General features: G+C 52.1%; 21 protein-coding genes. 10 read left to right on the top strand and 11 right to left on the bottom strand.

All coding sequences use genetic code 11. The annotated features are described in order from the left end of the window. Nucleotides 1-20 precede the first annotated feature (20 nt). Nucleotides 21-506: an FKBP-type peptidyl-prolyl cis-trans isomerase gene (locus JL719_RS02085; protein ID WP_033158556.1), complete on the top strand. Its 486-nt coding sequence runs from the start codon at nucleotides 21-23 to the stop codon at nucleotides 504-506. Between the two features lie 582 nt (nucleotides 507-1,088). Beyond that, a complete protein-coding gene (locus tag JL719_RS02080) occupies nucleotides 1,089-1,757 on the top strand; it encodes a hypothetical protein (protein WP_051670343.1) in 669 nt (222 codons plus the stop codon). Between the two features lie 511 nt (nucleotides 1,758-2,268). On the opposite strand, the gene JL719_RS02075 is transcribed toward JL719_RS02080, so the two are convergent. Next, nucleotides 2,269-2,844, bottom strand: coding sequence for a chemotaxis protein CheD (locus JL719_RS02075; RefSeq protein WP_033158609.1), 576 nt, complete (start codon nucleotides 2,842-2,844; stop codon nucleotides 2,269-2,271). 415 nt (nucleotides 2,845-3,259) lie between these two features. On the opposite strand from JL719_RS02075, the gene rlmKL reads away from it, so the two are divergent. Continuing rightward, nucleotides 3,260-5,455 carry a bifunctional 23S rRNA (guanine(2069)-N(7))-methyltransferase RlmK/23S rRNA (guanine(2445)-N(2))-methyltransferase RlmL gene (gene rlmKL, locus JL719_RS02070; protein WP_033158554.1) on the top strand — a complete coding sequence of 732 codons (2,196 nt, stop codon included), beginning with the start codon at nucleotides 3,260-3,262 and terminating at the stop codon, nucleotides 5,453-5,455. Next, nucleotides 5,452-5,724: an acylphosphatase gene (gene yccX, locus JL719_RS02065; protein ID WP_033158553.1), complete on the top strand. Its 273-nt coding sequence runs from the start codon at nucleotides 5,452-5,454 to the stop codon at nucleotides 5,722-5,724. The genes rlmKL and yccX overlap by 4 nt, the downstream gene beginning before the upstream one ends. Nucleotides 5,725-5,753: 29 nt before the next feature. On the opposite strand, the gene JL719_RS02060 is transcribed toward yccX, so the two are convergent. After that, nucleotides 5,754-5,999, bottom strand: coding sequence for a hypothetical protein (locus tag JL719_RS02060; protein WP_129871327.1), 246 nt, complete (start codon nucleotides 5,997-5,999; stop codon nucleotides 5,754-5,756). A gap of 220 nt (nucleotides 6,000-6,219) precedes the next feature. Here JL719_RS02060 and hemC point away from each other — a divergent pair, with 220 nt between their 5' ends. The 4 genes from hemC to JL719_RS02040 are packed head-to-tail and all read left to right on the top strand — an operon-like array spanning nucleotide 6,220 to nucleotide 10,323. Further along, nucleotides 6,220-7,146 carry a hydroxymethylbilane synthase gene (gene hemC / locus JL719_RS02055; protein WP_033158551.1) on the top strand — a complete coding sequence of 309 codons (927 nt, stop codon included), beginning with the start codon at nucleotides 6,220-6,222 and terminating at the stop codon, nucleotides 7,144-7,146. Then, on the top strand, nucleotides 7,143-7,925 hold the full coding sequence (locus JL719_RS02050) for a uroporphyrinogen-III synthase (protein ID WP_051670342.1): 783 nt from the start codon (nucleotides 7,143-7,145) through the stop codon (nucleotides 7,923-7,925). The genes hemC and JL719_RS02050 overlap by 4 nt, the downstream gene beginning before the upstream one ends. Then, nucleotides 7,909-9,075 (top strand): uroporphyrinogen-III C-methyltransferase, encoded by a 1,167-nt coding sequence (locus JL719_RS02045; RefSeq protein WP_033158549.1) that lies wholly within the window; start codon nucleotides 7,909-7,911, stop codon nucleotides 9,073-9,075. The genes JL719_RS02050 and JL719_RS02045 overlap by 17 nt, the downstream gene beginning before the upstream one ends. Before the next feature lie 12 nt (nucleotides 9,076-9,087). Continuing rightward, entirely contained in the window at nucleotides 9,088-10,323 is a 1,236-nt protein-coding gene (locus JL719_RS02040; protein ID WP_051670340.1) for a heme biosynthesis HemY N-terminal domain-containing protein, read from the top strand. Between the two features lie 20 nt (nucleotides 10,324-10,343). Here JL719_RS02040 and JL719_RS02035 read toward each other — a convergent pair whose 3' ends face one another. From JL719_RS02035 to ubiD, 3 genes are all read right to left on the bottom strand, one after another. Further along, on the bottom strand, nucleotides 10,344-11,426 hold the full coding sequence (locus tag JL719_RS02035) for an HD domain-containing phosphohydrolase (protein WP_033158548.1): 1,083 nt from the start codon (nucleotides 11,424-11,426) through the stop codon (nucleotides 10,344-10,346). Between the two features lie 207 nt (nucleotides 11,427-11,633). Further along, nucleotides 11,634-12,770, bottom strand: coding sequence for a PP2C family protein-serine/threonine phosphatase (locus JL719_RS02030; RefSeq protein WP_033158547.1), 1,137 nt, complete (start codon nucleotides 12,768-12,770; stop codon nucleotides 11,634-11,636). A 40-nt stretch (nucleotides 12,771-12,810) separates the two neighbouring features. Beyond that, nucleotides 12,811-14,274, bottom strand: a complete 1,464-nt coding sequence (gene ubiD, locus JL719_RS02025) for a 4-hydroxy-3-polyprenylbenzoate decarboxylase (protein ID WP_033158546.1) — start codon at nucleotides 14,272-14,274, stop codon at nucleotides 12,811-12,813. Nucleotides 14,275-14,576: 302 nt separating this feature from the next. Here ubiD and JL719_RS02020 point away from each other — a divergent pair, with 302 nt between their 5' ends. Further along, nucleotides 14,577-15,281: a hypothetical protein gene (locus tag JL719_RS02020; protein WP_033158545.1), complete on the top strand. Its 705-nt coding sequence runs from the start codon at nucleotides 14,577-14,579 to the stop codon at nucleotides 15,279-15,281. Nucleotides 15,282-15,477: 196 nt separating this feature from the next. Here JL719_RS02020 and JL719_RS02015 read toward each other — a convergent pair whose 3' ends face one another. Together JL719_RS02015 and JL719_RS02010 are read right to left on the bottom strand one after the other, a co-directional pair. Further along, nucleotides 15,478-17,958 carry an ABC transporter permease gene (locus JL719_RS02015; protein ID WP_033158544.1) on the bottom strand — a complete coding sequence of 827 codons (2,481 nt, stop codon included), beginning with the start codon at nucleotides 17,956-17,958 and terminating at the stop codon, nucleotides 15,478-15,480. Then, nucleotides 17,955-18,647, bottom strand: coding sequence for an ABC transporter ATP-binding protein (locus JL719_RS02010; RefSeq protein ID WP_033158543.1), 693 nt, complete (start codon nucleotides 18,645-18,647; stop codon nucleotides 17,955-17,957). Before JL719_RS02010 ends, JL719_RS02015 begins: the two co-directional genes overlap by 4 nt. Here JL719_RS02010 and JL719_RS02005 point away from each other — a divergent pair. Next, entirely contained in the window at nucleotides 18,646-19,245 is a 600-nt protein-coding gene (locus JL719_RS02005; protein WP_084153408.1) for an arylesterase, read from the top strand. The genes JL719_RS02010 and JL719_RS02005 overlap by 2 nt on opposite strands. An 8-nt stretch (nucleotides 19,246-19,253) precedes the next feature. On the opposite strand, the gene JL719_RS02000 is transcribed toward JL719_RS02005, so the two are convergent. The 4 genes from JL719_RS02000 to JL719_RS01985 all read right to left on the bottom strand — a co-directional run bounded on the left by JL719_RS02000 (nucleotide 19,254) and on the right by JL719_RS01985 (nucleotide 22,421). Next, nucleotides 19,254-20,204, bottom strand: a complete 951-nt coding sequence (locus JL719_RS02000; protein ID WP_033158542.1) for a glycosyltransferase family 2 protein — start codon at nucleotides 20,202-20,204, stop codon at nucleotides 19,254-19,256. Between the two features lie 39 nt (nucleotides 20,205-20,243). After that, the gene (locus JL719_RS01995; RefSeq protein WP_033158541.1) at nucleotides 20,244-21,326 is read right to left on the bottom strand and encodes a GNAT family N-acetyltransferase; all 1,083 of its coding nucleotides are present in this window, start codon (nucleotides 21,324-21,326) and stop codon (nucleotides 20,244-20,246) included. Nucleotides 21,327-21,533: 207 nt separating this feature from the next. Continuing rightward, on the bottom strand, nucleotides 21,534-22,013 hold the full coding sequence (locus JL719_RS01990; RefSeq protein WP_033158540.1) for a hypothetical protein: 480 nt from the start codon (nucleotides 22,011-22,013) through the stop codon (nucleotides 21,534-21,536). A gap of 228 nt (nucleotides 22,014-22,241) precedes the next feature. Further along, nucleotides 22,242-22,421, bottom strand: a complete 180-nt coding sequence (locus JL719_RS01985) for a hypothetical protein (protein ID WP_133120629.1) — start codon at nucleotides 22,419-22,421, stop codon at nucleotides 22,242-22,244. Nucleotides 22,422-22,435 lie beyond the last annotated feature (14 nt).

The following is a 22,435-nucleotide window of genomic DNA, read 5'->3' as shown; positions in this document are numbered from 1 at the left end:
ATCATCTATCGGGAGTTTTCATGAAATCCACGAAACAACGTGTCATCGCCATTTTAATCGCATTTATTACAGGATTTGCTATGTTCTCACTGGCCAACGCCAACGCCCCCACCCCAGCCGAAAATAAAGCCGCCGGGGAAAAATTTCTGGCCGACAACGCCAAAACCGCCGGCGTGGTAACCACCGCCAGTGGCCTGCAATATGTGGTCTTCACCGAAGGCACCGGCGCCCAACCCAAAGCCACCGACAACGTCACCGTCCATTACAAAGGCACCACCATCGACGGCAAGGAATTCGACAGCTCCTACGGCCGCGGCGAACCCGCCACGTTCCCATTGAACCGCGTTATCGCGGGCTGGACCGAAGGCGTGCAATTGATGAAAGAAGGCGCTAAATACCGTTTCTTTATTCCTTCTAACCTGGCTTATGGTGAGCGTGGTGCTGGAAGGGATATTGGGCCTAATGCGGCATTAATTTTTGATGTTGAGTTGATTAAGGTCAACTGAGTTTGTTTTGTCTTTTTAGCTGATGCTGTGTTAGCTAATTTGAAACTTTATTTGAGGTGTCGCTAACGCGACGGCTTGATTTAATGTCGGGTCTCGGCCCGACAGCCGAGACACTTTCTTTTGCTCCGCCAAAAGAAAGTATCCAAAGAAAAGGCGGCCCGGATGCCGCTTATTCCCTGCGCTTCTCGCTTTTGCCGGGGGTTGCCGAAAGGGGCTTCCTGCCCCTTCGTCAACGCGCCGCATCCCTGCGGCGCCCCTACGGGCTATTCACTCGGTACCTCCCTGTACCTCGCCCTTCGGGTGCTGCGCATGCAAATCGGCTATCCTGCCGATTTGTCCCGCCAAAAGCTCCGGTGCTCGGCGCGGCATACGGGATAACCCCATCCCATAATCCTAGATCAAACCAAGGTACGTCGAGCCTCATCTTTAAGCGTGCTGGAACATTGTTTTTGGCTTGAACAAAATCTGAATCCTTTTTCCAGCTAGACTTCCCCCTAAACTGACATAACATGTATATCACCCGATTCGGGGAGATATACAGAAACTTTCTAATCACTTGTTGGCATTTTTAAAGGAGTATCGATGCATCGTTTCTTTATAACCGCAGCCTTTTTGGCGATGGCTGGCCTAGCCCATTCAGCCGAATCCCCTACGCCACTTGCTCCCGGCTTTACGCTGGAAAAGCATTCTGTCGGTGAGTTATCTGCTTCATGGTGGATGTGGGCAATGTCTAGTCCTGATGAAATAAACCCTGTTAGAGATATTTCGGGCAATAACTGCCATGTTGGCCAACAAGGCAATATATGGTTTCTGGCTGGTGGCTTCGGCTCGTCGAAAATCAAAAGAAATTGCGTAGTTCCTGCGGGAAAGAGCATTTTTTTCCCTGTGGTTAATATGGTTTATTACCCGAGAGAGGAAAATAATGGTTTTACATGCGAGCAGGCCAAAGCAAATGCCGCAGTCAATAACGACAAAGCCATAGACTTATTTGTTGAGCTAGATGGCGTTAGTGTGAAGAACCCTAAGCGCTATAGAGCAAGAACAGAAAAGTGCTTCAATATTTTTGAACGGGTCCCAAAAAAATATCAGCCGATAAATGCGTATCCATCTGCTTCTGATGGGTATTGGATTGGGCTTAGTCCGTTAAACAAAGGGAAGCACACGCTCAAGTTTGGTGGACGGTACAACAGTGAAAGCAGCGCTTTTGGTCGTATGGTGCAAGATATTGAATATGAAATCACCGTTGAATGAAATGCTAACCCGGCGCTCAACCCCGTTCGCTTCGCTCTCTGGACGCTGCGCGATAAAGCCGCGCAGCACGGTAGGTCCGATTAGCGCAGCGTAATCGGACGCATGTTGAATCAAATCTATCAAGCCATGTCCTGCCAAAGAATGCTTGGAATATTTTTCTTTCCTCGGAATACGCTTCGCTATTCGGAGCTACTCCACCACATCCAAAAGTATTGTGAAAGCTTTCGAGCCTGGCAGTGTTTGTCCCCCGTATGCCGCGCCGAGCACCGGAGCTTTTGACGGGATCAGCCCGTAGGGGCGCCGCAGGGATGCGGCGCGTTGACGAAGGGGCAGGAAGCCCCTTTCGGCAACCCCCGTCGAAAGCTTCGGAGCGCGGGGGATAAGCGGCATCCGGGTGGCCTTTTCTTTGGATACTTTCTTTTGGCCAAGCAAAAGAAAGTATCTCGGCTGTCGGGCCGAGACCCGACTTCAAAATCAGCCGTCACGCCAGCGACACAAAAACACAAATCCCCTACGCCAACACCCTAGCAAACAGCCTGTGAGAATATTCCTGCTCCCGCTGCAAAATAGTTTCGTTTTTTATATCCTTGAGTTTTTTCACCAACACCTCCCCCGTTTCCGGAAAGAAATACACCTTGCGGGGATAGATACCGAGCATGTCGTCAGCCAGGACCGGAATATTCCGGCCGGCCAGATAACTGCGTAAAAACTGCGCACTACGCGCGCCGACATTGTTGCGTTGCATGCCGTTAAGAATATTACCGCCGCCAAACACTTTGGCTTCCAACTCGCTCTCTTCCGCACCCATGCCGACCAGGTGCTTGATGAAATTGTCCATGCCGTTACTAGCCATGTTCTCCATGCGTTGATTGAGCGGCTGGTCTTCGTTGACGTTCACCACCATGAATTGATACATGCCGCCTATGCCCCGCCGCCTATCTCGGATACAGGCAATCACGCAGGACCCCAGCACGGTGACAATAAGCTCGCCGGAATTGGTGACACAATATTCGCCGGGAGTGATTTTGCAGGCGCGGATGCGTTGGTGCGGGTCGTAGTAGGTTTCGGAGTATTTTTGCGGATGCATAGCCAGGACCATCTTGAGAGTTGCAGAACATTAATACTTATCAAGCAATAAATCGGCCACTATAAAATTTGGTTTCCACCTCAAATCTTTAGCATTTCAGCGCGCCACCTTGCCGAAGCGATTGTAAACCGCTTCGACAACTATTGATTGATTGGGTATCTGTCTCAGCGCGCCGAGACACAAGCACCCGGGCTATCGACAGTCAGAACGAGCAACGAGCCGGAGTGGTGCGTAGCGCTCGCGATTGGCGCACTTGCTATTATCCCAACCCAAGTCATCACCGGCATATCGTTCGGCAGACCGGGCGAACGATGTCGAATGGAACCGTGGTTTGCAATTTTGCTATAAAAATATCCGCCGCAGTCGCAGCACATTTTAGTATCCTAGCCAGCCATTCCGTACCCAGCCGTCAACCATGAGCCAATACCCACTTTTTGCCACCACGCCTAAAGCGATGGAAGGCATCCTTGCCAACGAAATCAAAGCCCTGGGCGGCCAGAACGTCCGCGAAAAAATGGCCGGCGTGGCTTTTGAGGGTGATTTGGCACTGGCTTACCGGGTCTGCCTGTGGTCGCGCACCGCCAACCGGGTGTTTCTGCCCTTGAGCAGTTTCGAGGTCAAATCCCAGCAGGATTTGTACGATGGCGTCAAAAAGATCAACTGGTTCGAACACATCAAACCGGACGACAGCCTGGCGGTATCGTTTAGCAGCAAAAACAATCCGGCCATTAACAACACCCATTTCGGCGCCTTGAAAGTCAAGGACGCCATCGTCGACCAGATGCGCGCCAAGTTCAACAAGCGGCCCAATATCGATACCGACCGGCCCAGCATTCGCGTCAATGTGTATCTGCATAACGAAACTGCCCAGCTAAGCCTGGACTTATCCGGCGAGAGCTTGCACAAGCGCGGCTACCGTGACGTCAACATCGCCGCGCCGATCAAGGAAAACCTGGCGGCAGCAATTTTGCTGCGCGCCGGCTGGCCGAAAATCGCCGAGCAAGGCGGATCCTTGCTCGATCCGATGTGCGGCTCAGGAACGATGCTGCTAGAAGGCGCGATGATCGCTGCAGACTATGCGCCGGGCTTGCAGCGTGATTACTTCGGCTTCCTGGGTTGGAAAAAACACGATGCGCAGTTGTGGCAAAGCCTGCTCGACGAAGCCAAGCAACGCCGCGATATTGGCTTGAGCAAAATGCCGGTCATCGTCGGTTTCGATCAGGATCGGCGCACCGTGGTAGCCGCCTTGCAGCATGTTGAAAACGCCGGCTTGGCGGGCAAGATTCATATCGAACGGCGCGACATCGCCGATGCGACAGCGGCGGAAAGTTGGCCCAAAGGCCTGATCGCCTGCAACCCACCCTACGGAGAACGATTGGGCGACGAGACGGAAACTTCCGAATTGTATCGCCGCTTTGGAGAGGTACTAAAACAGCGCTTCGTCGGCTGGCAGGTGGCGATGATCATCAGCAATCCGGAACTGGGTTTTAGATTGGGCGTACGTTCGCAAAAGCCGATTACCTTGTTCAACGGCGCGCTGGAGTGCAAATTGCTGCGTTTTAATATCGAAGAACAGACCTTCTTCGAACCCAAAGCCAAATCCCAGCAAGAACGCATCGAGCAAATCAGCCGGCGCACCGAAACCGAGCAGCCCGACAATCAGGCGGAGATGTTCGCCAATCGCCTGCGCAAGAATCTGAAAAAAATCGGCAAGTGGGCCAAGCAAAACCACGTTAATTGTTACCGGCTGTACGATGCCGATTTGCCGGAATACGCGGTGGCGGTTGACGTTTATCAGGGGGACAAGACTTGGGTCAACGTCCAGGAATACGAATCGCCGAAAACCATCGATCCGGCCAAGGCTAATCAGCGTTTAGCCGGGGCGATGATGGAAATCCCCAAAGTATTGGAGATACCCAAGGAACAGGTATTTCTGAAAATTCGCCGCAAGCAGAAAAGTACCGATCAATACGAAAAACAAGGCGAATCCGGCCGCTTTCATGTGGTCGAGGAAGGCGGCTGCAAGTTTTGGGTGAATTTTGAGGACTACTTGGACACCGGCCTGTTTCTGGATCACCGGCCGATTCGATTGATGATACAAAAACAGGCCAAGGGCAAGCGTTTCCTGAACCTGTTTGCGTACACCGGAAGCGCCAGCGTGCATGCGGCAGTCGGCGGCGCGGCGTCCAGCGTCACGGTCGATATGTCCAACACCTATCTGGACTGGGCCAAGCGCAATTTTGATTTAAACGGCATCCAAGGTGATCACAAACTGCTGCGCGCCAATTGTGTGGAATGGCTGGCGGAACAAGCCGGCGCCAAGGACAAGCCGCAATTCGACCTGATTTTTCTCGATCCGCCGACCTTTTCCAATTCCAAGAAAATGGACGAAGCCTTTGATATTCAGAACGATCATCTGCACTTAGTGCGCAATGCTACGGCCTTACTGTCTCCGGACGGCGTGCTGTATTTTTCCACCAACTTCCGCCGCTTCAAACTCGATAGACAAGCCTTGGCGGACTTGCAGATAGAAGACATCAGCGCGAAAACCATTCCGGAGGATTTCGCCCGCGACCAAAAAATTCATTATTGCTGGAGGATTACGCGATGAGCGAGTGTCTACACATCATCGTCAAGGGCCGGGTCCAAGGCGTGTATTTTCGCGCCTATACCCAAAAGCAGGCGGTGAAATTGAATTTGAAAGGTTTTGTCAGAAATCTGGCCAACGGCTCGGTGGAAATCGTCGCCACCGGCCATCCTGAAGACTTGCAAAAACTGTTGGCGTGGTGTCACAAAGGGCCGATGTTGGCGAAAGTTTCCGAGGTAATCGTCAGTTCACATGCCGCAAGCGAGCATTTTGAGTTGTTTGAGATTAGGTAGGCACTGCCTGATTAATACGCATTCGTTCGTTAATAGGGAAACAGAACACTAATATTCCCTGAAAGCGCAAACACACAGACGGCGCTGGCAATGGCGGCCAATATGTAACCGCAGACGCGGACTTTTAGCCATAATCCGACTGAAAACAAAACCAGCACCAACAAGGCCAGAGATAAGGCTAGCCAAGAATTGATCTGCACAAAATATATCAACCACCGAGCAGCGATATAAATCGCAATAGCTGCTCCCGCTAGGAGTAGTAAAAGTTCGTACATATTCCAATGGACGCGAATTTAAAATTCGTCTGATTGTTGAAATTAGAGAACTTTAACCAAGAACAACGTTTGAAGCCAATTCTCTCGCCCCATTCCCGCCGTCTCTGCAACGCTTATAACTTCTACCCACCTTCCCCCCTAAATCGGATTACAATAGACAACATTTATTCTCAACAAAGGGCGCAGCTTAGACGCCCGCCAGCAATCGGCAGGAGCAGTTTTGGCAGACAGAATTATTCGCATCGCTACCCGGCAAAGCCCGCTGGCCTTGTGGCAGGCCGAGCATGTCGCGGCACGGCTGCAACAAGCATTTCCCGGCTTACAAACCGAATTGGTCAAAATGGTCACCCGCGGCGATAAAATTCTCGACGCACCGCTAGCCAAAGTCGGCGGCAAGGGTTTGTTTGTCAAGGAACTGGAACAAGGCATGCTGGAAGGCACAGCCGACATCGCAGTGCATTCCATGAAAGACGTACCTGTGGAGTTTCCGGAAGGCTTGCATCTGGCGGTAATTCTGGACAGAGAAGATCCGACCGACGCCTTTGTTTCCAATCACTATCGCAGCCTGGCCGAATTGCCCGCTAACGCGCGCATTGGCACCTCCAGCTTGCGCCGCCAATGCCAAATCAAGGAAAAATTCCCGAATGCGGAAATCCTGAGTTTGCGCGGCAACGTCAACACCCGTCTGGCGAAACTGGATGCCGGCGAATACGATGCAATCATCCTGGCGTCGGCCGGCTTGAAACGTCTGGGAATGGGCGAACGAATCACCGCTCAATTGCAACCGACGGAAAGCCTCCCCGCCATGGGCCAAGGCGCTATCGGCATCGAGTGCCGGATCGACGACGCCGAGATTCATAAGTATTTAAAGGTATTGCACGACGAGGACACCAGCATCCGGGTCGGCGCCGAGCGAGCGATGAATGCCCGACTGAACGGCGGCTGCCAAGTACCGATTGCCGGTTTTGCTGAAATCAAAGGCGAGCGATTATTGCTACGCGGCCTGGTCGGCAGCCCCGACGGTTCTTTATTGTACCGAGCCCAGGCGGAAAGCAGTCTGACGGACTTCGAAGCGTTGGGCAAGGCCGTAGCCGAGGATTTATTGGCGCAAGGCGCTGACAGGATATTGAGCGAGCTGTATCAGTGAATTCCGCTTTAAACGGAGCCCGCATTTTGGTGACGCGCCCGGCCTTACAAGCTGAGAATTTGTGTACTTTAATTGAACAATGCGGCGGTATAGCGGTACGTTTTCCGACACTGGAAATCGTCGGGGTAAAGCCCGATCCGAATTTGCTGGGCCAAGCCGCCGCCGGCGACTGGCTGATTTTTACCAGCAGCAACGCGGTGGATTTTGCTATCAAGGCGTTCGGTGGCAAAATGCCGGCCTTGCGTAAATTCAAAGTCGCGGCTGTCGGCGCCGCAACCGCCAACGCATTGCAGCAAGCGGAATGGCCGGTTGATTGCGTGCCGGCCAGCGCATTCAACAGCGAAGGCTTGTTGGCTGAACCTGAATTGCACGCTGTCGCCGGCATGCGCTGCGTCATTGTGCGCGGAGTCGGTGGCAGGGAGAAACTGGCGGAGAGCTTGCGCAGCCGCGGCGCGGAAGCGAGTTATCTGGAAGTGTATAGTCGCCAACAGCCGATGGCGGACAGCACGGAATTGCGGACAAGCATAGCCCAAGGGAAGCTGGACGCCGTGACGATCACCAGCGTCGAAGCGTTACAAAATTTGTTGGCGATGCTGGATGACGAGTCGATAGTATCGTTGAAATCGATACTTTTAGTCGTCGTGAGCGAGCGGATCGGCCAAGCGGCCGAAGATTTCGGATTTAAACAGATTGCAGTGAGCGCACAGCCCACGGATGCAGCGATTTTAGAGACCTTGACGACGTTATTTAACGGGGAAAACAGTGGCCGAAGTAATTGAAGAACAACAAGAAAATCCAGCTCCGGTAGTGGTGGTTAAAAAGTCTCACGCCGGATTGTGGATAGGCATCACCTCTATCGTATTGGTGATTGCTTTGGCGGGTGCAGGCTTTTTCTTTTTCCAGCAATTGCGCTTCAGTCAAGATACCGAAAACAATCAGGATAACCTGAAGATACTGGAACTGGACAAAGAACTTAACGGCCTGCGCGAACAGCTAAATGGCGTGCAAACGCAAATCGCCAACGTCAATGCCGAAATGACCGGCAAAGATAACCACTTTAATGAAACATTGGCTGATTTTTCCAAGTTGCACGATGAGCGCCTGAGCACGGCGCGCAAAGAGCTGGAAGCCTCCATTGTGGCTTTGCAACGGCAGCTGGGTAAAACCCGCGGCGACTGGCTACTGGCCGATGCCGAATATCTGTTGACCGTTGCCAATCAGCGTTTGCATTTGGTCGGTGACGTCACCACCACCCGCGAAGCGCTGGAAGCGGCCGATCAACGGCTAAGAGAAAGCGGCGACGCAGCGGTATTTAAGGTCCGTGAGCAAATTGCCAAGGAAATCGCCTTGTTAAACGGTGCGACCGTACCGGACATCGTCGGCATCTACAGCGGCATCCAGCACTTACAAGACGCAGTGGAAGGTTTATCGGTGTTTCTGCCGCACGCAGGCAAGCAGCCGGAAAAGCCCGAACCCAATAGCGACTTATCAGAACACGGCCATGAAATCTTGAATACGGTCGCCAAACAGCTGGAAGGCTATGTCGTGTTGCGCCACACCGAACAACCTGTCAACGCCATCCTGACCCCTGAAGAAGCGCACTTTATCAAGCAGCAGTTGAAAGTCAGGCTGGAAATGATCGAAATTGCCTTGGTACAACAAAACGATACCTTGTTTGCCAGCAGCATCGCCGACGCCAAACAATGGCTGAAGAAAAATTTCGCGGAAAATCAGCAAACCGATAACTTCGTGGCTGAACTGGACAAACTGGCGAGTGTGCAAATCCGCAGCCAATATCCGGATGTTAGCGGTTCGTTAAAGCTGCTGAAAGACATCAGTAAATTGCGTATCGAATCCGATAAAGCCGTGCTGAATAATCCGCCAGCGGAAACGGCCTCGCCGGCAATACCCTCTGCCGACCAGCAATAAGCGAGTGGCATTATGAAAAATCTCATGTATTTTCTAGGCTCCTTGCTTTGCGCCGTTCTGGTGGCGTTTTTGCTACACAGCTGGCTGGTCAAACAAAACGATCCCGGTTATGTGTTAATCGGTTTCGGCCACTGGTCGCTGGAAACCTCTTTGACCGTATTCGCCGTCGCGCAAGTAATCGGTTTTTTCGTTCTCTACAATTTTTTCCGCTTGATGGGTGTGTTGATTCGCATGCCCAACCAATTTGCCAAGCGCCGCCGCAATATCCGTTTTAATCGCTCGCAGGAAGCCCTGGTTGCCGGCTTATTCGATGCAGCAGACGGTAATTGGGAGCGTGCGGAGAAAGTGCTGATCAAGCATGCCGCGCATAGCGGTGCACCATTACTACATTACTTGACGGCCGCCAGAGCCGCACAATCGCGCGGTGCGCTGGACAAGCGCGATGAATATCTGCAAAAAGCCAGCGAACAATCCCCGGACACCAATATGACCGTCGGCTTGACCCAAGCCGAATTGCACCTGTCCGAGAAGCAATTCGAACAAGCCTTGGAAACGCTGGGCAAGTTGCACTCCATCAATCCGGGCCATGCACGGGTTTTGAAAATGATGCATCAGGCGTATCAACATCTTGGCGACTGGGAAGGCTTGAGCAAGATACTGCCTTCGCTGCAACAGCATAAAGTGTTGATGGAAACCGAAGTTAAGTTGCTGGAAACGGAAACCTTCAGCCGCCTGCTGAAACAAACCATCGCCCAGGGTGACCGCCAGGCGATTCAAACCTGCTGGGAAGGCATCCCCGATCACATTAAGACTCTGCCGGGCATCGCCAATATCTATTTTGCGGCAATGATTGCCGCCGGCGCCGGCAGTAGCGTGGAATCGGCGATGCTCAAGCAATTGGGCCGGCACTGGGACGACACCTTGCTGGTGTTGGTTTCCAATATTGAAGCCGAAGATAAAGCCAAGCAATTGCAGTCGATCGAACAATGGCTGGCGGTTTACCCCGGCAATGCAGTGTTGTTAAGAGTGCTGGGCAAGCTGGCTTTGAAAGCCGAACAAATGGAGAAAGCCGAACAATATTTGTTGAAAAGCCTGAATACCGAAGCGTCGGTGGCGACCTATCAATTATTGGGCGAATTATTGTTTAGCAAAGGCGACAAGGATCAAGCCTGCGATTATTTCAAACGCGGTATGGAGTTGGCATCATCCGAGCTGATCAGCAGTGTGGAATCGATTCGCACAGCTTAAAAACTTAAAACAACCCGCGATCAGTTCAAATCCCGAATAACCTCGGCGTCTGCATATTCGCTTTTGATAATCAAAATTTCCGGCAAATTCTTTTTTAACAGCGGCGCTAATTTAGGATCAAAATGTTTGCCGGATTCCGAGGCGATATAAGCCAACGTTTCTTCTACCGCCCAGGCCGGCTTATACGGTCGTTGCGACGTCAGCGCGTCAAATACGTCGGCTAGCGCGCAAATTCTGCCGGCAATCGATATATCTTCTTCCCGCAAGCCATTCGGATAGCCGGTGCCATCCCACTTTTCATGGTGATGTTGGGCAATGGTACGCGCGGCCCGCATCAACTCGGTCGGCGAGCCGGATAAAATATTGGCGCCTATTTGCACATGGGTCTGCATGATCCGCCATTCTTCGGGGTCGAGCTTGCCGGTTTTTAACAGAATCCGGTCCGGAATACCGATCTTACCAATATCGTGCATCGGCGCCGCATTCAGAATAATTTCCGCCTCCTGCTCAGTTAAGCCATACGCCAAAGCCAACAACTGCGCATATTTACTCATGCGAATGATATGGTTGCCGGTTTCGTTATCCCGATACTCGGCGGCCAGCCCCAGTCTGCGTATGACTTCCTGACGAGTACGATACAATTCGTCGGTTCTGGTTTTAACCTGTTGTTCAAGAAGGCGGTTTTGATCGCGTATCTGATTATGCATCAAGCGCACTTCCAGCAGATTGTGGATGCGGGTAACGGCTTCCAGTTGATCGAAGGGCTTGGTCAAAAAGTCCTTAGCGCCCAAACTCAACGCTTTCAAGCGGGTCTCCATGTCCGGTTGCGCACTGAGCACCAACACGGGTAAATAGTCGTCTCTGAAACGCTGTTGCAATTGTTCCATGACATCGAAGCCGCTTAAATGCGGCATGCGGATGTCTAACAAAAAGGCATCGAATCGCGTGGTATCACACAGAGAAGTCACTTCGCGAGAATCGCAGGTCGATTGAATATTCCGATAACCCTGGCGCTGCAAAATTTTTTCCAACAATTTGACGTTAGCGGGTTCGTCGTCGACGATGAGAATGGCGGCTTGCAGAATATGCTGTTTTAAGTCCACGTTGCTGTTTTCAAAGAATCATGAAGTTGGGAGCGAAAACCTAGCAGTCCGACTCGTACCGAGCCGTGCCTGCTGAATGGGTTATCCGCGAGATTCTGAGTATAGACAAATTAGTTGAGTCTGCTTTTTACCGCCTGACGCCAGCATTCAATCTAACAGCCGAAAAGATTCCAGAAATAAAAACCAGCCGGCCCAACATCGAAAACATCAGCGGCAGCGAATGGCCATACAGGAAATATCGTCTTGCGCTTCCCGGTTCAGCATATGCGCTTCCAAGGCCTGTTGGATCGCCGCCACTTCAGCGCCAGGCGGTGCCGTTCTGAGAATCTGCAGGACGCGCTCTTGGCCGAATAAAGCGCCGTCAGGATCCAGGGTATCGGTCAAGCCATCAGAGTACATAAATAACTCGCAAGCCTCCCGCCAATGCCAGATTTCGCAAGTATCGTCGAATTGCCGGTTATCGAGAATGCCGGCAGAGGGGTGTGAGGAACGAAAGGTGTGAACCGGCTTGCCATCGCCATCCAGCGCATAAACATCGGGTAAGCCGCCATTCCACAACTCCACCGACTTTTTTTCAGCATCTATCATGCCCAATACCAAAGCCACGAAACGGCCCGTCGGCATCTGGCTGTGCACCAGGCGATTGATCTCGCGGACGATGATGGGTACGGCCAGGCCCTTTTTCGTCATCGCCTGGAATGCCTGATTGACAATCACCGTCGGTAACGCTGCCGCCAAGCCGTGGCCGGTCGAATCGGCGAGCATAAAGTAAATTTGTTGCTTACTGACGCGCCTGGCGCAAATCAAATCGCCGCTAAAGCGTTTGGCCGGCAATAACCAAAACTGCAAATGATCGTCTTTCAGATCGCTCTGTTTAATTAACCTCTCAAAAATACTCTGTAAAAACTGCTGCTCCGCTTCGTTTTCGTCGCGATAGGCTTTAAGTAGCTGAGTATCGGCAATAATCAGATTTTGCATATCGATCACACGCTGCACCGAACCCAATTTAGCGGCAAGAACAGCGCGACTGAACGGTTTTTGCAGATAGTCGTCAGCACCGGCTTGCAGCCCATCCAGGACATTTTGGTCATCGGCTAGCGCGCTGAGCACAAAAATCGGCACCCACTTGTCCAGGGTTCGCTCTCTAATCGCTTTGATAGCCTCCAGGCCGTCCATGACCGGCATCATAATATCCATCAGAATCAGATCGGGATTTACGCTGGCCAGAGCGTGAACCGCCTGCTCCCCATTTTCGACCAAAATGACTTCATGCTGCATCCTGCTCAGTAATTTGTCGAGCAATAGCCTGTTTTCGTAGATATCGTCGACAACCAATATTTTCATTAGGAACTGTACCGTTATTCAAGCGAACCGGCAGTCTACCCTAGTTAAATAGGGTATCCCACATAGAATCGACTTTTTTGATGACATCCTCACTCATTACAATCGGACGTCCCCACTCCCGGCTGGTTTCGCCCGGCCATTTGTTGGTCGCATCGAAACCGACCTTGGACCCCAAGCCCGACACCGGCGAAGCAAAGTCCAGATAATCTATAGGCGTGTTTTCCAAAATCGTCAAATCGCGCGCCGGGTCCATGCGGGTGGTAATCGCCCAAATCACGTCCTGCCAATTGCGTACATCGACATCGTCATCCACCACGATCACAAATTTGGTGTACATAAATTGGCGCAAATACGACCAGATACCCAGCATCACCCGCTTGGCGTGGCCGGCGTATTGCTTCTTCATGCTGATCACCGCCATCCGATACGAACAGCCCTCCGGCGGCAGATAGAAATCAACGATTTCCGGAAACTGCTTTTGCAGGATGGGCACGAAGACTTCATTTAAGGCCACACCCAAAATAGCCGGTTCATCGGGCGGACGGCCGGTGTAGGTGCTGTGATAAATCGGCACCTGCCGCTGAGTGATGCGTTCAATCGTAAACACCGGAAATTCATCGACTTCGTTGTAATAACCGGTGTGATCGCCGTACGGCCCTTCCGGCGCGGTTTCTCCCGGATAGATAAAGCCCTCCAAGACAATTTCGGCGCTGGCCGGCACTTGCAAGTCGTTGGACAAACATTTGACCACTTCGGTCTTGCTGCCACGCAGCAAACCCGCGAAGGCATACTCGGACAAAGAATCCGGCACCGGTGTGACCGATGCCAATATCGTCGCCGGGTCCGCCCCCAGCGCTACCGCCACCGGAAACGGCTGGCCCGGATGCGCTTGCTGCCATTCCTTAAAATCCAATGCGCCGCCACGATGTGCCAACCAGCGCATGATGACTTTGTTTTTACCGATGACTTGCTGGCGGTAAATCCCCAGGTTTTGCCGGTCTTTGTTCGGCCCTTTGGTAATCACCAGCGGCCAGGTGATCAAAGGCGCGGCGTCTTCCGGCCAGCAGGTTTGAATCGGGTAAACGCTTAAATCGACTTCGTCACCAACCCGAATCACTTCCTGACAGGGTGCGGAGCTGACTATTTTTGGGGCCATATTCAACACTTGCTTGAATACTGGGAATTTTTCCAGCGCGTCTTTCATGCCCTTCGGTGGCTCCGGCTCTTTCAGATAGGCCAGTAACTCGCCGATGCCGCGCAATTCGGACACATCTTTGGCTCCCATGCCCATCGCTACCCGCTTCGGCGTGCCGAACAAGTTGCCCAGCACGGCAATGTTGGAACCTTTCGGGTTTTCGAACAGCAAAGCCGGCCCGCCCTGCTTCAATACCCGGTCGCATATCACCGTCATTTCCAACACCGGATCGACTTCCTGCTTGATGCGCTTCAGTTCGCCCTGCTTTTCCAGTTGGGCGATAAAGTCTCGTAAATCTCTATATTTCATGCATGGTCCTTAAAAGGGGAGGCAGAACTTCGTGTCATGGGGTGCAAAATTAAAGCGGCAATCATACGCTGAGTTAAGCTAGACGAGAAAACCAAAGAGACAAGTAATCAGACTATGATCTCTTATGAGCTAATTTTTTTAATCCGAACCGTTTACATTTGATTATTCCATTGCCAGAAATCAAACCCGTGCCATACTTTTGACGAGGGGTCAGCTTGCCGCGTTAACAGTCGTAGATGTCGGAGCAGCATTTGAGAGCTAGTCCCGAAAGAAAGGTTTAATTTTATTCGTGGAGATTTGTTATGGGATTTGCATTAACTGATGTATGTGGCTTTCGTCCTGCAACTTATGCGGGACGTCCAATTCCAGAAAAAGACTTGGCGAGCGGAGGGCTAGGAAAATTCGACACCCACTTCGGCATCAATGGGGACGTATCGGCGATTGTCAATGATGGCGATATTAATACATACGGCCCTCGCGCAATCGATTTGAATCAACGCGGGGGTATTGTTGCCGAAACGCTTTGGAATAAGTGGCAAGACAATCCATCTGATAGTGACGTATCAGGTTTTTTGACTTTTTTTGAAGAAGTAGGTGGCAGAAAGGCCCCAAAGAACACGCAATATCCGGTAGGAGCGAAGATTAGCGGCGTCGATGTAGGAGGAGATGAAAAATATAAGTTCGGCGCGACCAACAAAAAAACTTCTAGTATTTCCGACGAAAATAGTGAAGGCGCCATGTTTCAGTTGGGTACTCGCTGGTCTAAAGTGGCTTTAGAACATACCGTTAAAAATGGAGGGCGTATTCACTTTCATTTAGATGGGATGGGAGATATTAGCGACCTTTTGAATAAGTTAGGCGATTTTAATTACAACGTCACGACCCGAGAGTTACGCTATGTCTACCGTAATTGGATTAGATTGGGTAAGTCTGCGATTTTTTATAATGGCTTTTCTAAAACTTCGTCTGGAATTTACAAAGCGGTTATCGTCGATAGACCCTGGTAAAAAGCACTAACGTCCAGCGTAGTGAAGGCACTTTTGTGCCGATGGCAATAAGTAGCACCCTCGGCGCGATGTACTCCGAATGTGAAAAATCCATAACCATACAAGCTAACTGGAAACTATTAGACGCTCTTTACTGGAAACTTTTCAAAGCCGTTTGACATATCGCAACCATCGCGAAAAATTTACTGATCAACCATCAACGCCTCAACACTTGTAGCGGTGGTTGATTAACCACCTGCCTAACCCCCCAGTACCCTGCCAGCCCCACCGTTATCGCGCCTATCGCCGGCAATGCACCCCACAAATAGTAGCCGGGACGATAATCGATCTGCATCACACGGGTATACAACGCATACAGAATCGCTTCGCTAGCCAGAGCCGCCATGACGCCAGCCAAGGTGCCGAGCAAGCCAAACTCAATCACGTGCGTGGTACGTAAAAAGCCGCGCCGGGCACCCAAAGTCCGCATCAGCCCACCTTCGTAGATTCGTTGATCCAACGTGGCATAGACGGCAGCAAACAGCACGGTAAAACCAGCCGCCAAGGCAAAATACAGCAGTAGATTGATGGCCTTGGTCAACTGCGTCAGGATCATCTTGAACTGTTTCAAAATCTGATCAACTTCCAATATCGTGATCGCCGGATACTTTTTCAGCAGGGTATTCAACAGAATTTTTTGGGTATCGGCCAGATAAAAGCTGGTCATGTACATGGTCGGAAAGTTATCCAGCGTGCCGGGCGAGAAGATCATGTAAAAATTGGGCCGCATCGTATCCCACTGCACGCTGCGGAGTTGAGCTACCTTGGCGCTGAATTGCGCGCTCCCCACCGTGAAGGTCAATTCATCGCCCAGCTTGATTTTCAAGCTTTCCGCCAGTTTTTGCTCCACCGATACCAGACCCGGCCGATCGACTTGCCAAGCACCGCCATCGGTGGCTTTGTTATCGTCCGGCAATTGCACCGCCCAGGTCAGGCTCAATTCGCGTTGAGTGGCGCCTTCGCCCTGGGTGTCTTTGCTGACCCGGCCTTGCACCGCTTCGTTATTAATCGTCACCAGGCGTCCGCGTACCACCGGATAAAACCGGCTGCTGGGGATTTGCGCCTGCTGCAATTCGCTTTGAAATGCCTGCTGCCGTTCCGGCAGGATATTCAAGGCGAAATGATTCGGCGCCTGTTCCGGCAATTGCTGTTGCCAGTTGTCGATCAAATCGCTGCGCACCGTAAAACTCAGGGCCATGGCGGTGAGCGTGATGCTGAAAGCCAATATCTGGCTGACGCTGGCCTGGCTGTTCCTCAGCAATCCCTGCAAGCCAAAACGCCAATTCAAGCCCATCCTCGGCAACAGCTTGCGCGCCAGCAATAACAAACCATATACCGCGCCACCTACACCCAATAGTGTTAGCGCACCCAACCCCAATATGGTAGATGTCATTTTCGGGTCTTGGGTGTAGCGCCAAATCAAGCCGCCGATAATCGCCAGCGCCAAACCGTAAATCAACCAACCACTGGTGGGTAAGGGTTCCAACTCACGGCGCAATACCCGCAACGGTGAGACTTTTTGCAAGCGCAGCAACGGCGGTAAAGCAAAACCCAGCAAGATTGCCAAGCCCGAAGTCAAGCCAAAAAATACCGCCAACCAGCTGGGACTGGCCAACTCTTCCGGCAACAAGGATTTTAACAGCTCGAATAAACCAAATTGCGCCAACCAGCCCAAGCCGCAGCCGACGCTACTGGCTAACAGGCCCAACACCAAAAACTGCAAACCGTACAGCCAGACAATTTCCGCTTGTTTACACCCCAGGCAACGCAACAAGGCAGTGGCGTTGAAATGCCGCTCGGTGTAACGGCGGGTAGCCATCGCAATCGCCACGCCGGCAATCAAGATCACCACGATACTGGACAAGCCCAGGTAACGCTCGGCGCGCTGCAATGCCGATCCCAGCTCCGGGCGATCCTCATGTATATCCAGGATTTTTTGCGAACTGTTCAGTTGCGGTTTCAACCAGGTTTTAAAGGCAAGTAAAGCCTGTTCGTCGCCGCTGAACTGGAAAGCGTAACGCACATGACTGCCGGGTTGAATGACGCCGGTGGCAGCCAAATCGATTTGATTAATCATCACCCGCGGCGAAAAGCTGTAAAAGTCACCGCGCTTGTCCGGCTCGTAGCTCAACACCCGGCCGATGGTCAGAGGTTTTTCGCCTACGGTTAGCGTATCGCCGATTTTTAGATGTAGAGCCGGTAGTATGCGCTTGTCTACCCAAGCCGAGCCGGGTTCCGGACCCTGGCTGGCGACGATTTCATCCTGCGACTCGGCATCGCTGGTTTTCAATTTCCCGCGCAGCGGGTAGCCGCTGCTGACGGATTTTACCGAAGCCAACAGCATTTCCTGGTTTTCCAGCAAAACGCTGGCAAACTCGCTGGTTTGCGAATGGGATAAGCCCAATTCGCCGGCCTTGGCCAACCAGGTATCGACTATGAGCGCCGGCGCAGCCACCACCAGATCACCGGCTAAAAACTCGGCGGCTTGCACCGTCATGGTCCGATGCAAGCGATCAGCGAATAGCGATATAGCGGTGGAACTGCTGACCGCAATCAGCAAAGCCAGCAGCAATAAGGTCAGCTCTCCGGAACGACTATCGCGCCACAACAGTTTCATGGCTAGATTGACGCGCTTCATACCACGCTCCCGGCGTCCAGGCGAATGGTGCGTTGACAACGTCCGGCCAAAGTCATGTCGTGAGTCACCAAAATCAAAGTGGTATGTTGTTCTTGATTGAGCTCGAACAGCAGATCGATGATGTGCGCACCGGTTTTGCTGTCCAGATTACCGGTCGGTTCGTCGGCAAATAGGATGGTAGGCTGGGTGACAAAAGCCCGCGCTAAAGCCACCCGTTGCTGTTCGCCGCCCGACAATTGTTTGGGGGTATGCGTCAAGCGCTGCGACAAGCCCACTCTATCCAGCAAGGCCCGGGCAGCGCTCGCCGCTTGAGCATGTCCGCTGAGTTCCAGCGGCAGCATGACGTTTTCCAGAGCCGTCAACCCCGGCAGCAGTTGAAAGGATTGAAACACGAAACCGACCAATTCGTTGCGCAACAAGGCGCGGCCGTCTTCGTCCAGCTTGGTCAGATCGCGGCCGTTGACCACCACTCGACCGGTGCTGGGCGTATCCAATCCAGCCAGCAAACTGAGCAGGGTGGATTTACCGGAACCGGACTCGCCGACAATGGCCAAACTCTCGCCCGGATTGATGATTAAATTCACCGAGGACAAGATGTGTAAAATGCCTTCGGAAGTTGGCACCGATTTACCGAGTTGTTCGGTAACGATAATCGGGGAACTGGTCTTATCAATATGAGTATTCAACATGTATAGCGTGGTCCTTGCCGTAATTCTGGGTTTACTACCAATCAGCGCCATGGCGAAATCGATAGTAGTATTGGGTGACAGTATTAGTGCCGGTTACGGCATCGAAGTTCAGCTTGGCTGGGTGGCTTTGTTGCAAAACAAGCTAACCGACCTGCATAGCGGCTATGTTATCAGTAACGAAAGCATCAGCGGCGATACTTCCGCTGGCGGCCTGGCGCGACTGGAGCAAATTTTATCGCGGCATAAACCGGATATTGTGTTGGTGGAACTGGGCGCCAACGACGGCTTACGCGGTTTATCGCCGGCGGAAATGAAAAATAATCTGACCGAAATCACCCGGCGTTCGCAAAACGTCGGCGCCAAAGTGATGCTGCTGGGGATGAAGATTCCGCCCAATTACGGCAAGCGTTATGTCGAGATGTTTTACGAGGTTTTTCCGCAGCTATCCGCGGAATTGAAGATCCCTTACGTGCCGTTTATCCTCGAAGAGGTAGCATTAAACCCGGAGATGATGCAGGCCGACAGCCTGCACCCGAATGAGCTGGCACAACCGGTGATTGCCGAAAAGATTTGGGGATATTTACAAGCCTTGCTGTAGGCAAGTCGCTAATCTGCCGCCAACGTTTGCTTAAACGCCGGCAGTTGCCGATAACCGGCGATTTCGCCGGCCGTAAACATCCATTTCATTTTTTTTTGCAGGCGTTGCTGCTCGCGCGGTTCCAACCAAAAACTCACGATCCTGCTCAGGTAATGCCGCAGCAAATATAGCGGGATACCGGCTATGTTCTTCCCGGCAGGTACATCGGCATAAGCCAGCACCTGACAGCGGGCCACGTCGAACATCCAGCGGCAGACATAGGCTTTAGTCATCCGCTCCGGGATGTTGCAGTGATACAGCAATGCTTCCGGCACATACCAAAACTCGCCGCCACCACGCCGAAAACGGCCCATGTATTCGGTGTCTTCCGTAAACGGTACCGAGGTACCCGGCCCCAGTTCTTCGCGAAACCAGCCGTTTTTGGCTACGGCCTCGGCTCTTAACGCGGTGTTGACGCCACCCGGAATCACCTGTTCATCCAAAATTTGCTGAGACATACCAAAATCGCGGGTATTGGTAATGCCGCGCGGCAAGGCAAACTCACCTTCTGTATGCAGCCAGGCGGGGATGTCGCCCAGCCATTTGGGTAATACTTTGCCGGCAAAACCGTCGATTTCCGGATGCAGCGCGGCGGCATCAATGTAAGCCTGCAACCAAGTTGCCTGCGGTTCGACATCGTCGTCGGTGAACACCAATAACTCAGCTTGCGCTTGCTTGATGGCGCGATTCAAAGCGCGGGACTTACCGGGAATCGGCTCCGAGACGCAATGCACCGGCAACCGACCACGCTCAGCTTCGGCAGAGATCACCGCAACGGTGTCGTCGCTGCTGCCGTTATCAACCATCAGCAATTCCCAGCGGGTCTCGTTATTCAGGCGCATGGCGGCCAATGCGTCGAACAAGCGCGGCAATATCGACGCTCTGTTGCGGGTGCTGATAATCACGGAGGCGTTTAACATAGGCGGCAGACCGAATTTAGAATGTTGGATTGGGCAATATTACAGTGGATGATCAAAATAATCGCCATCGATCCCGCTGCGGTACCAATTTTGCAAAATATTGTCGGCTAGCGGCGGCTCACTGTAGATCCAATACCGATTACCGCGCGACGGCACCTTTTCATAGCCAAGACTGCGGAACAGACTAATCAATGACGGCGAGGCGACTTCCAGGCTCCCCCAACTAACCCCGTTCTCCCGCCAATAAGCAAATAGGTAATACAACAGGGTCTGTAAGGCCGGCTCATCGTCCAAGGGATAAAACACATCGCGCAGTACGGCCATGCTGATAGCCTCTCCAAAGCTTTGCTGATGCCAGATGGCATAAGCGCGCAATTTGCCGGCAGCGTCGCGCAGCGCGAAAAGCCTTAAAGGACAGGTCGGAAAATCGAATAAACGCCAATTCAAGTAGCGGCTACTACGTTCCAGACAAGAGGTGTAGCCCGCTTTGACCCGCTCCCACAACGCATCAAACTCGGTGTCGCAATGCCAAACCTCCGCTAAGGTAAAACCGCCGCTACGCAATTTGACATTCCGTAAGCGCAAGTTGATGTCAAATAGGCTGCCCAACCAATAGCCCAATGATTTGCCGGCGCGTTTCTCCCAGGAGCCGCGATAACCGACGCGCAAACGATAAAAGTCGTTATCGCTACCGCCGATCGGTACGAAGCCGCATTTTTTGAAGGCTTTCTGGGTAATCACGCCGGCAGTCACCGTGCCGTTGAAACGGGCAAATTCGAGGCTGTGTTCGATCAGCTTGGTGGCTAAGCCCTGCCCGCGAAACTGTTCATCGACGCAGGTATTGGAACCGAAGGCAAGCGTTACGGATTCGCCGTTCAACCACCAGGGTTGTACGAACATGGCCCGGAAACCGGCCAAACTCCCATTGTGCCAAACCCCGACGCCGACGCACGGCAAAGCGTTCTGCCAGGGGTTATGCGCGATACGGCGCTCGAACCACTGCTGGATGTATTCGGGGTGTTGCTGAAACTCCTCGAAATTGGCAACGGCAATCCGAATGCAATCCGGAATATCCGCCGGTTGGATAGGTCCATAGACAAAATGGTCTGCAACAGCGGACATAGGCTTTCTCGAAAAAGTGCAGGAAATGATTAGCCAGGCCTAACTATCGTTAGCAAAGGCATCAGCGACAATCGAAAACTATTATCGGTGCAAACTTGCTGCAATACCAAACGACAGCGTCGTTATAACAGGATTGAAGGAGCAGGAAAAGTTGAGGCTTGGGCAACACGCGCACTGCCCAAACCCTCAGCACATCTATAACGGCGCTTACCGGACTGAATTCAAAACCGCTTTGGTATCCAGCAAATTGCTGCGTTTTTTCAAGCCCAGAACACCCAGCATGCCGCTGAGAAAAAACCAGGCCGCCGTGGGTAAGGCGGCTTTCAATTCAGCTGTTTTGCTTTCGTCTATCACTGGCTGGAAAACCGTGCCAAGCAGGCCAAGTAAACCCATTTGCGAAACCATATCGCCAAGCCCTGCTATGTCCGACAAGGCTTGCTGAAATGTTACGACCGCACGGGTCTTGACCCGTGTAAACAGTGTGAGCGCATAGTCCTGCAAGGGCTTATCCGCTACTGGATTCAATGGCTGCTCCTGGTAAGCACTTGGCAAATCCGGCAAAATCGTTTGGAAGGATTCGAGCGGGTTTAACGTATTTTCGGTCGTAGCTGCTTGCGCAAGCTGTATCCCCCAAAACGATAGACCAATAAAAAATAACGCGGAAAGTAACGGCTTGTTTGTGTCCATATTAAAACCCCAGAATTAATCAATTAGTTAAGAGGTGAAACCCTATTCGCACAAACCGGACCGATTACGGCTGGCAACGGCTTATGGTATAGGCATCCATACACAGGAGGATAGCACTATGCGTGCCAATTGCAAGAGGCTGTTTTATATCAACATTTCCCATCCACCCTTTAAACTTGTTGGTATAGAAGCCACAAAAAGCCAATTAAATGCTGCTAACACAACAACTTAGCGGCTAGCGACTTCATCAAAGTCGTAGTAGCCAACATCGCGGAAATAACCAGTATTTTCTGTCTGAATCCAGTGGCCGGCAACACCGCCACCACCCAAGCTAAAGGCTAATCTCCCATCGGCAAACGGCGGTTTTCTTGTTGAAAGATAGCCATAAATTGTTAGAGTAGTAGGCAAGTGACTGAACACTA

It is taken from the genome of Methylomonas sp. LW13 (genome assembly GCF_016865255.1).
Lineage (GTDB): Bacteria > Pseudomonadota > Gammaproteobacteria > Methylococcales > Methylomonadaceae > Methylomonas.
Note: the sequence above shows the minus strand (reverse complement) of the source record. Positions and strands in the feature narration are given on the sequence as shown.